The organism is Zavarzinia sp. (genome assembly GCF_049306435.1).
Lineage (GTDB): Bacteria > Pseudomonadota > Alphaproteobacteria > Zavarziniales > Zavarziniaceae > Zavarzinia.
On the sequence record NZ_JBAQRT010000338.1, the window covers coordinates 1 to 11,553 of the forward strand.

Annotated in this window: 11 protein-coding genes; 4 read left to right on the plus strand and 7 right to left on the minus strand. The window is 67.2% G+C overall.

Annotated features, from left to right (window positions below; genetic code table 11):
- The 4 genes from WAZ62_RS19710 to uraH form a co-directional block, all read right to left on the minus strand.
- The coding region (locus WAZ62_RS19710) for an XdhC family protein (RefSeq protein WP_422645240.1) at positions 1-428 on the minus strand (428 nt) is incomplete at its 3' end.
- Complete coding sequence (xdhB, locus tag WAZ62_RS19715) at positions 425-2,734, minus strand: xanthine dehydrogenase molybdopterin binding subunit (protein WP_422645241.1); 2,310 nt, start codon at positions 2,732-2,734, stop codon at positions 425-427. The genes xdhB and WAZ62_RS19710, both read right to left, overlap by 4 nt.
- Complete coding sequence (gene xdhA / locus WAZ62_RS19720) at positions 2,721-4,211, minus strand: xanthine dehydrogenase small subunit (protein WP_422645242.1); 1,491 nt, start codon at positions 4,209-4,211, stop codon at positions 2,721-2,723. The genes xdhB and xdhA overlap by 14 nt, the downstream gene beginning before the upstream one ends.
- Before the next feature lies 1 nt (position 4,212).
- Positions 4,213-4,575, minus strand: coding sequence for a hydroxyisourate hydrolase (gene uraH / locus WAZ62_RS19725; RefSeq protein WP_422645243.1), 363 nt, complete (start codon positions 4,573-4,575; stop codon positions 4,213-4,215).
- 166 nt (positions 4,576-4,741) lie between these two features.
- Here uraH and puuE point away from each other — a divergent pair, with 166 nt between their 5' ends.
- Entirely contained in the window at positions 4,742-5,656 is a 915-nt protein-coding gene (gene puuE, locus WAZ62_RS19730) for an allantoinase PuuE (RefSeq protein ID WP_422645244.1), read from the plus strand.
- Between the two features lies 1 nt (position 5,657).
- Positions 5,658-6,164: a 2-oxo-4-hydroxy-4-carboxy-5-ureidoimidazoline decarboxylase gene (gene uraD, locus WAZ62_RS19735; RefSeq protein WP_422645245.1), complete on the plus strand. Its 507-nt coding sequence runs from the start codon at positions 5,658-5,660 to the stop codon at positions 6,162-6,164.
- On the opposite strand, the gene WAZ62_RS19740 is transcribed toward uraD, so the two are convergent.
- The 3 genes from WAZ62_RS19740 to WAZ62_RS19750 all read right to left on the minus strand — a co-directional run bounded on the left by WAZ62_RS19740 (position 6,165) and on the right by WAZ62_RS19750 (position 9,970).
- Entirely contained in the window at positions 6,165-6,848 is a 684-nt protein-coding gene (locus WAZ62_RS19740) for a flavin reductase family protein (protein WP_422645246.1), read from the minus strand.
- A gap of 85 nt (positions 6,849-6,933) precedes the next feature.
- On the minus strand, positions 6,934-8,217 hold the full coding sequence (locus tag WAZ62_RS19745) for an allantoate amidohydrolase (RefSeq protein ID WP_422645247.1): 1,284 nt from the start codon (positions 8,215-8,217) through the stop codon (positions 6,934-6,936).
- Positions 8,218-8,299: 82 nt separating this feature from the next.
- Positions 8,300-9,970, minus strand: a complete 1,671-nt coding sequence (locus WAZ62_RS19750) for a thiamine pyrophosphate-binding protein (RefSeq protein ID WP_422645248.1) — start codon at positions 9,968-9,970, stop codon at positions 8,300-8,302.
- A gap of 207 nt (positions 9,971-10,177) precedes the next feature.
- Here WAZ62_RS19750 and WAZ62_RS19755 point away from each other — a divergent pair, with 207 nt between their 5' ends.
- Positions 10,178-11,014 carry a thermonuclease family protein gene (locus tag WAZ62_RS19755; RefSeq protein WP_422645249.1) on the plus strand — a complete coding sequence of 279 codons (837 nt, stop codon included), beginning with the start codon at positions 10,178-10,180 and terminating at the stop codon, positions 11,012-11,014.
- A gap of 64 nt (positions 11,015-11,078) precedes the next feature.
- Positions 11,079-11,432 carry a hypothetical protein gene (locus WAZ62_RS19760; RefSeq protein WP_422645250.1) on the plus strand — a complete coding sequence of 118 codons (354 nt, stop codon included), beginning with the start codon at positions 11,079-11,081 and terminating at the stop codon, positions 11,430-11,432.
- Positions 11,433-11,553: the final 121 nt, after the last annotated feature.

The window sequence follows — 11,553 nt, forward strand, 5'->3', positions numbered from 1 at the left end:
GGCAGGGGGCGCAGCGCCTCGGCCAGCGCGATGCCGACATGCCCCGCGCCGAACAGCAGCACCACGGGCCAGCCGGCCCGCGCCGCTTCCTCCTCCCGCGCAAGCGACGCGGCCAGGGCATCGTCGAGCCGGGCGAGGGCGAGGATGACATGGCCGCCGCAACATTGGTCGAGGGCGGGGCCAAGGGGCAGGCTCATGACCGCGTTGTGCTCGCCCGTTGCGAGCAGGCCCTGCGCCTTCTCGATGGCGGCCCATTCCAGACGGCCTCCGCCGATGGTGCCGAAAACTTCGCTGCCGGCGACGATCATGCAGGCGCCGGCATCCCTTGGCGTCGAGCCGCTCGCTTCCCGCACGGTGACGAGAACGGCCGGCCGGCCCGCCGCCACCAGCGCGGCGGCGGTGGGGCCGAGGCCGTCGTCGGGGCTCATTTCGCCCTTGCCCTCACCGCGTCGATGGTGGCCAGTACCCGCTCCGGCGTCGCGGGGGCGTCGAGATGGGGGCACATGCGGTAATCGGCCAGCGAAGCGATGGCGTCCGAGATCGCGTGGAAGACCGAGAAGCCCAGCATGAAGGGCGGCTCGCCCACGGCCTTGGAGCGGAAGATGGTCTCTTCCATATTCACATTGTCGTCCAGCAGGGCGACGTTGAACACCATGGGCCGGTCGCCGCAGGCCGGGATCTTGTAGGTCGAGGGGGCATGGGTGCGCAGGCGACCCTTGCCGTCCCACCACAATTCCTCGGTGGTCAGCCAGCCCATGCCCTGGACGAAGCCGCCCTCGATCTGGCCGATGTCGATGGCCGGATTCAGCGATGTGCCGACATCATGCAGGATATCGACCCGCAGCACCCGGTATTCGCCGGTCAGCGTGTCGATGGCGACTTCGGAACAGGCGGCGCCATAGGCGTAGTAGTAGAACGGCCGGCCCTTGCCGCTGGCGCGGTCCCAATGGATTTTCGGCGTCTTGTAGAAGCCGCTGGCCGAGAGCTGCACCCGCGCGCCATAGGCGAGGCGGCAGAGTTCGGCGAAGGGAATGCTCTCGCCGCCGATCTCGACCTGGCCGGCGGCGAAACGCACCGCGTCCTCGGCCACCTGCCAGCGCTCGGCGGCGAAGGCGGCCAGGCGCTGGCGGATCTGCCGCGCGGCGGACTGCGCCGCCATGCCGTTGAGGTCGGAGCCCGAGGACGCCGCCGTCGCCGAGGTGTTGGGCACCTTGGCGGTATCGGTCGCCGTGATCCGCACCGCGCCGACGTCGAGGCCGAATTCGCTGGCGACGACCTGGGCGATCTTCACATGCAGGCCCTGGCCCATTTCGGTGCCGCCGTGGTTCAGCATCACGCTGCCGTCGGTATAGACATGGACGAGGGCGCCGGCCTGATTGTACCAGGTCGCGGTGAAGGAAATGCCGAATTTCACCGGGGTCAGGGCGATGCCGCGCTTGATCACCGGGCTTTTCGCGTTGAAGGCGCGGATCCGCGCCTTCCGCGCCGCGTAATCCGAGGATGCCTCCAGTTCCGCGATGATGCGGGGCGCGATATTATCCTCGACCGTCTGGTGATAGGGCGTGACGTTCCGCGTATCGGTGCCATAGAGGTTGCGCTTGCGCACCTCCAGAGGATCGAGGCCGAGGCGGTAGGCGATTTCGTCCATCACCCGCTCGGCGAGGACGACGCCCTGCGGCCCGCCGAAGCCCCGGAAGGCGACGTTGGAGACCGTGTTGGTCTTCAGCGGCAGGGAGGCGAGGCGGGCGGCCGGGTAGTAATAGGCATTGTCGGCATGGAACAGGGCGCGATCCGTGATCGGCCCGGACAGATCGGCGGAATAGCCGCAGCGGGCGGCGAAAGTGCCGTCGATCCCTATGATCACGCCGTCGTCGCCGAAGCCGACGCGATAGTCGACCTCGAAATCATGGCGCTTGCCGGTCACGATCATGTCGTCGTCGCGGTCGGGGCGGAATTTGGCCGGGCGCCGGCAACGCTTCGCCACGATGGCGGCGAGACAGGCGAAGATATTGCCGCTGGTCTCCTTGCCGCCGAAACCGCCGCCCATGCGCCGCATCTCGATGGTGACGCAGTGAAGCGGCACATCCAGGGCATGGGCGACCATGTGCTGCACCTCGCTCGGGTGCTGGGTCGAGGAATGGACGCGGATCTCGTCGCCCTCGCCCGGGATCGCCAGGGCGATCTGGCTCTCCAGATAGAAATGCTCCTGCCCGCCGACGGTGACGCGGCCCTCGATCACATGGGCGGCATCGGCGATGGCGGCGGCGGCGTCGCCCCGGGTCAGGGTCATCGGCGACGTCACCAGTTTGGCCCCGGCCCGCGCCGATGCGATGTCGGTCGCCGCCGGCAGGTCCTCGTAGGTTACCCTGGCGAGGCGGGCGGCGCGGCGGGCGGCATCCCGCGTCTCGGCCGCGACGACGAAGAGCGGGTGGCCGTGGAATTCCACGAGGCCATCGGCCAGGATCGGCTCGTCATGGGCATGCACGGGGCTGATGTCGAGGCCGGACAGATCGGCCCCGGTCAGCACCAGCACGACCCCGGGCACGGCCCGCACGGCCGAGAGGTCGAGATCCAGCACCCGGGCATGGGCGCGCTCGGCAAGGCCAAGGGCGAGGTGCAGCGTGCCGGGGAGTTCGGGCAGATCGTCGATATAGGGCGCGCTGCCGGCGACATGGCGGGCGGCGCTGTCATGGGGGGCGTCGCGGTGGACCGCGAGCGGCTCAGCGGTCGTCAAGATTGATCCCCCTCTTGTCCCACAGGCGGGTCGCCACCGTGTCGTCCGCGATTTCCTGGGCGAGGCGCAGCAGCATGTTGCGGGCGACGGTCATGCGGTAATCCGAGGAGGCGCGCATGTCGGTGAGGGGCTGGAAGTCGATGGAGACGCCGGTCATGGCATTGCGGATCGACTTCGGCTCCAGCAACTGACCGGTCAGCAGGGCTTCCGCCGTGCGGGCGCGCTTCGGTGTCGCCGCCATGCCACCATAGGCGACACGGGTCGACAGCACCCTGCCGTCCTGGATATGCAGGCTGAAGGCGCCCATGATCGCGGAAATATCCTGATCGAAACGCTTCGAGACCTTGTAGGCCTTGAAGATCTGTTCCGGCACCGGGCGGGGCACGATGATCGCCTCGACGAATTCGCCCGCGGTGCGGTTCTGCTTGCCATAGGCGATGAAGAAATCTTCCAGCATCAGCTCGCGCCGGGCATCGCCTTTGCGCAGGCGGATCTTGGCGCCGAGGGCGATCAGCATAGGCGGCATGTCGCCGATGGGCGAGCCATTGGCGACATTGCCGCCGATGGTGCCGGCGTTACGGATCTGGGCCGAGCCGATGCGCCGGATGACGGCGCCCATGTCGGGCCAGATCCACGACAGGCGGTCCAGCGCCTCGGCATAGGTGACGCCGGCGCCGATGGTGATATCCCGCTCGGTCTCGACGATGGTGGCGAGATCGCGCGCCCGGCCGAGCCAGATCAGCGGATCGGGCTGCTTCAGATGCTTGGTGATCCAGAGGCCGACGTCGGTCGCCCCGGCGATGATGGTCGCCTTGGGATGCTCCAGCAGCAGGGCGGCCAGGGCATCGGCGGAAGCGGGGGCGAAGAAACGCCGCCCGCTCGGCCCGGTCAGGGCGATGTCGGCGCCATCGGCCATCGCCGACAGGGTCGCATGAGTCTCGGCCAGGGCCGCGTCGAACTGGTCGGTGAAGGGCGTATCGGCGATCGCCTTGGCGGCGCGGACGATCGGGGCATAGCCGGTGCAACGGCAGAGGTTGCCGGCCAGCGCCTCGTCGATCGACTGGTCGTCCGTCATGTCGGCCACGCCCTGCTTGGCCATGGCGAAGAGCGACATGACGAAGCCCGGTGTGCAGAAGCCGCATTGCGAGCCATGGGCATCAACCATAGCCTGCTGCACCGGATGCAGCGCGCCATCGGGCGCCGCCAGATCCTCGACCGTGACCAGCTGCGCGCCGTCGAGCGTGCCGAGGGGCTGGATACAGGCATTGACCGCCTGCCACGTCAGGGTGCCGTCGGACAGGGGCCGGGCCACGGCGACGGAACAGGCGCCGCAGTCGCCTTCGGCGCAGCCTTCCTTGGTGCCGGTGCGCCGTTCCTCAAGGCGGAGATAGTCGAGCACGGTGGTCGTGGGTTCGACCCCGGACAGGCACTTCTCCTCGGTGCCCAGCATGAAACGCAAACAGTCGCGCGCGGTCATTTCAGCTCCCCCGATAGGTTGAATAGCTGAAGGGCGCGGCCAGCAGCGGGACATGATAATGCTGCCCGGCATCGGCGACACCAAAGCGGATCGGCACGACACCAAGGAACACAGGCTCGGCCAGGGCAAGGCCCCTGGCTTCGAAATAGGGACCGATGTGGAAATCGAGCTGATAGATACCGGCGGTGAAATCGCCGCCCTTCAGCAGGGGGACATCGCTGCGCCCATCCGCGTTGGTTTCGATGGTGGTGAGGTGTTCCGGCTCCCCGGCGGCGGGCAGGCGGTAAAGGTCGACCCGGACGCCGGCGGCCGGAGTGCCATGGGCCGCGTCGAGAATATGCGTGGTCAACCAGCCACCGGACATACGAAGCGCCTCCAAATCCATACGAATCCCTTATCTATCGTGGCCCGCCGGCAGGGGGCAGGGGAAGGGCCGATTTGCTCAAAGATTTTCCAAAAATCGCGAATGATCGATGCCCGTCGCCTGTACTATGCCTTGCAATGCGGATGTGAATCCGGTGAGGCATGAGATGACCTGGCAACCCCCACGCGATTTGATCGGTTACGGCAACACGCCCCCAAAGGCCAATTGGCCGGGCGGCGCCCGCATCGCCATCCAGATCGTGCTGAATTATGAAGAAGGCGGCGAGAATTCGATCGAGAATGGCGATCCCGCTTCCGAAGCCTTCCTGTCGGAAGTGGTGAACGCCCAGCCCTTGCCGGGGGTGCGCCATCTCTCGGTCGAATCGATCTTCGATTATGGCGCCCGGGTCGGCTCGTGGCGGCTGCTCAAACTGTTCCGCGAGCAAAAGGTGCCGGTCACCGTCTTCGCCGTCGCCAGGGCCGCCGAAAAGCACCCGGACCTCATCCGCGCCATGGTCGACGGCGGCCACGAGATCGCCTGCCATGGCCTGCGCTGGATCAACTACCAATATGTCGGCGAGGCGGCGGAGCGCGCCCATGTCGCCGAGGCGGTGGAGATCCTGAGCCATGTCGCCGGCACCCCTCCGGTCGGCTGGTACACCGGGCGCACCGGCCCCCATACCCGCCGCCTGGTCGCCGAACATGGCGGCTTCCTCTACGATGCCGATGCCTATGATGACGACTTGCCCTATTGGCAGGATGTCGCCGGCAAGCCCCTGCTGATCGTGCCCTATACGCTCGATGCCAACGACATGCGCTTCATCAACGCGCAAGGGTTTGGCGACGGCCGCCAGTTCTTCGCCTATCTGAAGGACAGTTTCGACACGCTCTATGCCGAAGGGGCGGAGACGCCGCGCATTCTCTCTGTCGGGCTGCATTGCCGCCTGGCCGGCCGGCCGGGCCGTTTCGCCGCAGTGAAGGATTTCATCGCCTACGCGAAATCCCACGAGGGGGTCTGGTTCGCCCGGCGCGACGAGATCGCCCGCCACTGGCACCAGAACCATCCCGCCCCGGGGGCCTGACATGAAGCCGAGCGCGATGGACCGCGATACTTTTGTCGCCACCTTCGGCGGCGTGTTCGAACACTCGCCCTGGATCGCCGAGGCGGCCTTCGATGCCGGCCTCGGCCCTGCGTCGGATGCGGCCGAGGGGCTGCACCTCGTGCTCTGCGCCGTGCTCGATCCGGCGCCGGCCGAGGCGAAGCTCGCCCTGCTGAACGCCCACCCGGACCTCGCGGGGAAACTCGCCCTCGCGAGACAGCTGACCGCCGAATCGACCGCCGAACAGGCCGGCGCCGGGCTCGACCGGCTGACCCCGGCGGAACTCGAACGCTTCACCGCGCTGAATGATGGCTACAAGGCCCGCTTCGGCCATCCCTTCATCATCGCGGTGAAGGGCCTCGACAAGGCCGCGATCCTCGCCGCCTTCGAGACAAGGGTGCAAAACCCGCCCGAGGTCGAATTCCAGACCGCCCTCGACCAGGTGAAGAAGATCGCGCTGCTGCGCCTGACGGCCCTGCTGGCCGGCTGATCACCGGCCCTTGGGCGGCTCGTAGGGCTTATGCGGGCGCCGGGCGCCCGGGTCGTGATTGGCGTGCCAGGCATCCGGCTCGATCCGGTCGAGATCGAACAGCCCCCGCGTCGTCGCATAGGTCGCGCCGCCCATGCGGCCCACGGCGTCGAGCCCATGGGCATCGACATGCAGCCGGTCGTTGATGATGGCATCCGCGACATGGGCCGCGATCACTTCGCCAAGGACGATGGTGCGCCCGGTCGGCAGGGCGATGAGCTGGAACACCCTGCATTCGAGGGCGGCGCGCGCTTCGGCGATGCGGGGTGTCGCGACCTTGAAGCCCGGCGCCGGCGTGAGGCCCGCCTCGGTCAGTTCCTCGACGCCATGGGGAAAGGTGATGGCGCAGACCGTCATCGCCTCGACGAGGGCGTTGGAGACGATGTTGACGGTGAATTCCCCGCGCTCACGGATATTGGCCGCCGTGTCCTTCAGGCTGCCATCGGGGCGCGGCTCCAGCCCGAGGCCGATGATCGGCGGCTCGGACGAGAGCACGTTGAAGAAGCTGAAGGGTGCCGCGTTCAGCACGTTGTCCGCATCGAGGCTGGTCACCCAGGCGATCGGCCGGGGCACCACGAGACCGGTCAGGAGCTTGTACTGGTCCCGTCCGGCGAGATCGGCGAAATCGAAAGTCCTGATGCTCAAGCGAGGGGCGTCCGAGGCGCGAGAGGGGGAAGGGGAGGGGACGCCACTATAGGCATTCCTCGCCGCCATGGCGAGTTCACCGCATTCAGGCGACCGGGCGGTCCTCGTCGAGACGTTTCAGAGGCGCGGCGTCGAAATGGCGGATGAAGTCCATCAGGACGCGCATCGAGATATCGGCATCCTCGACCGTGATCGCCTCGGCCGGATTGTGGCTGATGCCCTTCTCGCAGCGGACGAAGATCATGCCGACCGGGCACAGGCGGGAAAAGGCCATGGCGTCGTGGCCGGCGCCGGAGGGCAGCTCGCGCACCGGCAGGCCCGCGCGGGCGATGGACTGGCCGATGGCCTCGATCAATTCGGGCGCGCAGCGGCAGGCGGCGGCCTCATGGGTCAGGGTGATGGCGATGTCGACGCCGCGGGCTTCGGCGATCTGGCCGATGGTCCGGTCGATATCGGCCACCGCCCGGCGGCGCGCGCTGTCGGAGGGGGAACGCACGTCCATGGTGAAGCGCACCAGGCCAGGAATGACATTGACCGCCCCCGGCATCACGTCGACCCGGCCGACGGTCGCGACCAGTTCCGGCTCGGCCCCGCCCCGGCGCTCGACCGCCAGCATCATTTCGGCGGCGGCGGCGAGGGCGTCGCGGCGCAGGTGCATGGGCACCGTGCCGGCGTGATTGGCGGTGCCCCGCACCTCGACCGACAGGCGGCTGGCGCCATTGATCGCGGTGACGGCGCCGACCGGCAGGCCGGCGTCTTCCAGCACCGGGCCCTGTTCGATATGCAATTCGACGAAGGCGAGGATCTGCTCCTTGCGCCGGGCGATCTCGGCGATCTTGCCCGGGTCGCAGCCAAAGCCGGTCAGCGCCTTGCGCAGCGAAACGCCTTCCTTGTCGCGGAGGGACAGCGTGGTCTGGTCGAAGGTGCCGGCGATGGCGCGGGAACCGGACAGGGTTACCGGGAAGCGCACCCCTTCCTCGTCGCCGAAGGCCACGACCTCGATCGCGAAGGGGAAACGCTCGCCCGCCCGGTTGAATTCCTCGACGCAGGCGAGGGCGGCGAGCACGCCCATGTTGCCGTCGTATTTGCCGGCGTCGCGCACCGTGTCGATATGGCTGCCCATCATCAGGCAGGGCGCGCCGGGAACCAACCCCTCGTAACGCCCGACGACATTGCCGACGGCGTCGACATGGGCCGCCATGCCGGCCTCGCGCATCCAGCCCAGCAATTCGTCGGCGGCGGCGCGGTGCTGCGGCGAGAGGAAGACCCTTGTCAGCTTGCCCTCGTCTTCCGAGTGGCGGGCGAAGATGTCCAGCCGCTCGTAGAGCCGCTGGCCGAGGGTGAGATCATTGGCGGTCGGACGCATCATGAGAAAAAGATGGGTGCGCCACCGCGGCCTGTCTCCCCGGGTGTTCCGGAATGGACCTTCTGCGATTATCGAAAAATCGCCGTCAGTGCCCGCGCATCCGGCTGAGGGTGGTGCGGGTGGAAATGACCTCGATCCCGAGCTTGAGGCAGAGCAGGGCGGGCAGTCCCTTCTCCGTCGCCGCCAGCGCCTCCTCGAGGGCGGGGGCGAAGCCCTTGGTCTCGCTCACCGTCACGCCGAAGGCGCCGTAAGCCTGCGCGAGGGCGGCGAAATCGGGGTTGGCGAGGTCGGTCGCCACCACCCGGCCCGGGTAATGGCGTTCCTGATGCATCCGGATCGTGCCGAAGGCGCCATTGTCGACCACGATGATCAGCGGCGCGGCGCCGTGGCGGATCGCCGTCGCCAGCTCCTGCCCGGTCATCATGAAGCCGCCGTCGCCGACGAAGGCGACGACCAGGCGCTGCCCCGCGCATTCGATGGCGGCGCCGATGGCGGCCGGCACGCCGTAACCCATGGCGCCGTTGCAGGGGCCGAGCTGGCTCTTGAAATGGCGATAGGTCCAGTAACGCTGCAGCCAGCCGGTGAAATTGCCGGCGTCATTGACCATGACGGTGTCTTCCGGCAAGCGTGCCTTCAGCACCGCCATCACCGCGTTCATGTCGAGCGGGCCGGGGCTGGAGCCCGGCGCCTGGCTGGCCTCGAAATCGGCGCGGACGCTGGCGGTCCAGCCGGCCCAGGTTATGGTCGGCGCGGGCAGGGCGGCGGCGGCCTCGGCGAAGGCGTCGCAGCCCGCGTTGATCGCCAGCGCCGGGCGATAGATCCGGCCCAACTCACCAAGATCGGGGTGGACTTGGATCAGCGGCGCCGCCGGCACCGGCACATCCAGCAGCGTATAGCCCTGCGTGGTGATTTCCGACAGACGGGTGCCGACCGCGATCACCAGATCGGCCTCGCGGATGCGGGCGATCAGGCGCTGATCGACCGAGGTGCCGAGTTCGCCGACATAAATGGGCAGGCTGTTGTCGACGACATCCTGTCGGCGGAAGCTGCAGGCGGTGGGCAGGTTGAAGCGGCTGGCGAAGGCACGGATGGCGTCGGCCCCCGCCGCCGTCCAGTCGCCGCCGCCGACGATCATCAGCGGCCGGCTCGCGCCCGCGATCATCCCGGCCATGCGGGCGATATCGGCGGGGGCGGGCACCGGCGACAGGGCGAAGGCGGGCGGCGCGTCCGCGACCTCGACCATATCCGTCAGCATGTCCTCGGGCAGGGAAATGGCGACGGGGCCGGGCCGGCCGCTGGTCGCGACCTGGAAGGCGCGGGCGATCAACTCCGGCAGGCGGCGGGCATCGTTCACCTCGACCGCCCATTTCGTCGTCCAGCCGAACAGGCGGTCGACATCGATTTCCTGAAACGCCTCGCGGTGGCGGGCGCCCCGGTCGACCTGACCGATCAGCAGGATCATCGGCGTCGAATCCTGCATCGCCGTATGGACGCCGATCGCCGCGTTGCAGGCGCCGGGGCCACGGGTGACGAAACAGATGCCGGTCTCGCCGGTCAGCTTGGCATGGGCCTCGGCCATGAAGGCGGCCCCGCCTTCCTGCCGGCAGACGACGCTTTCGATTTCGTCCGCGCGGTCGTGCAGGGCATCGAGGGCGGCGAGGTAACTTTCGCCGGGGACCAGGAAGATCCGGCGCACGCCGTTGATCGCCAGCTGATCGACGAGGATCTGCCCGCCGCTTCGCGCCTGTGCCGTCATGATGCCTGGGTCTCCCGTCTTCCGGCGGTGGTGCGGCGCCTATCCTCCCTCGCCCTCTTGGGGGAGAGGGTTGGGGTGAGGGGGCCGCCGCCTCGTCCGCCCGCAACCTTTGCGACTCGAATGCGGCGGCATTCTAGGCGGGCCGGGGCAAACATGCTCTAGTCTCTCGGCATGGCAGACCGGCGGCGGGGGGCAGTGACGGCACAGATGGCGGAAACCACGATCGGGGCCGGCATCGACCGGCGTTTCCTTCTCGGACTCGGCGCCGCGATGCTGCTGCCCGGACGGCGGGTCGCGGCCGGCGAGGGGCCGGCCCTGCCACCGGGCATCGAGCCATCGGGCGAGGGCAAGGTGATCGAGGTCGTCGATGGCGACACGGTTCGCCTCGCCGGGGGCAAACAGGTTCGTTTCGTCGGTACCCAGGCACCGAAACTGCCGCTCGGCCGGGCGGGCTATCCGACCTGGCCCCTCGCGCCGGAGGCCAGGGACCATCTCGCCAGCCTCTGCCTCGGCCGCCGGGTCCGGCTCTTCGCCGGTGGCGCCCGTCAGGATCGCCACGGCCGCATCCTCGCGCACCTCGTGACGGAGGAGGGACTGTGGCTCCAGGGCGCCATGCTGGATGCCGGCTTGGCCCGGGTCTATACCTTCAAGGACAACCGCGCCCTCGCCGCCGAGATGCTGGCCTTGGAGGCCACCGCCCGCGCCGCCGCCCGCGTCCTCTGGGCCGATGCCACCTACCGCATCCGCCAGGCGGACGAGGCCGACCTCGTCGCCGCCGTGGGCGGGGTGCCGGGCTATCTCCTGGTCGAAGGCCGCGTGCTGCGCTCGGCGGCGGGCGGTGGCCGCTGGTTCCTCAACTTCGGCCGCGACCACGCCACCGACTTCACCGCCAGCATCGCCGCCCCCGACCTCCCCCTCTTCACCGCCGCCGGCATCGACCCGGCGACCTACGCCGGCAAGTCTTTACGCCTGCGCGGCTGGCTCGAAGCCCGCAACGGCCCCGCGATGACGATCACGCATCCGGAACAGATCGAGGTCGGGTGAGGGGGGGAGAGTATAGTGGCCCTTTAATTTTTTTGTTATAGGATTTAAGGTGATGTGGAAGAAAATGGCCATCCTTTCTTTATCAGTGATGATCGCCTCTTGTTCGGAGCGAAAAATCGATTTGGATATCGAATTTGTCAGTGTAAAGAATTTTGATAAAGAAAAAATAATAGAAGCCGATTTTAGCGGAGATGAATTGATCTCAATAAACCTGATATCGAAATATAGTATAAGAAATTATATAAACTCTCATAAAATCGACCCGTATGTTGAGATTTCATATTGTCAGCGCTATGATTTTGATGAAGAGAGAAAAATTAGATCGGTTTCGTCAATTTTTGATAAAAATGGAAGAGTGGAATATGGGGTTTATTCGGATGGTTTAGGGGAAATATACAAATATACGATATTTGTTTAGAGCCTGACCCAAAAGCCTATTGCGCCCGGCAGGGTTGTGTGATTCACCGAATCCGTCGGCTTGACGGAGGTGATTTGTGGCGTGGACGGATGAGCATCGGGCGGCCTATCGGCGCGAGGGC

Coding starts and splice junctions, on each gene's coding strand:
- xdhA (WP_422645242.1), bottom strand. CDS start 4,211: ATGACCGCGCGCGACTGTTTGCGTTTCATGCTGGGCACCGAGGAGAAG.
- uraH (WP_422645243.1), bottom strand. CDS start 4,575: ATGTCCGGTGGCTGGTTGACCACGCATATTCTCGACGCGGCCCATGGC.
- puuE (WP_422645244.1), top strand. CDS start 4,742: ATGACCTGGCAACCCCCACGCGATTTGATCGGTTACGGCAACACGCCC.
- uraD (WP_422645245.1), top strand. CDS start 5,658: ATGAAGCCGAGCGCGATGGACCGCGATACTTTTGTCGCCACCTTCGGC.
- WAZ62_RS19745 (WP_422645247.1), bottom strand. CDS start 8,217: ATGATGCGTCCGACCGCCAATGATCTCACCCTCGGCCAGCGGCTCTAC.
- WAZ62_RS19750 (WP_422645248.1), bottom strand. CDS start 9,970: ATGACGGCACAGGCGCGAAGCGGCGGGCAGATCCTCGTCGATCAGCTG.
- WAZ62_RS19755 (WP_422645249.1), top strand. CDS start 10,178: ATGGCGGAAACCACGATCGGGGCCGGCATCGACCGGCGTTTCCTTCTC.
- WAZ62_RS19760 (WP_422645250.1), top strand. CDS start 11,079: ATGGCCATCCTTTCTTTATCAGTGATGATCGCCTCTTGTTCGGAGCGA.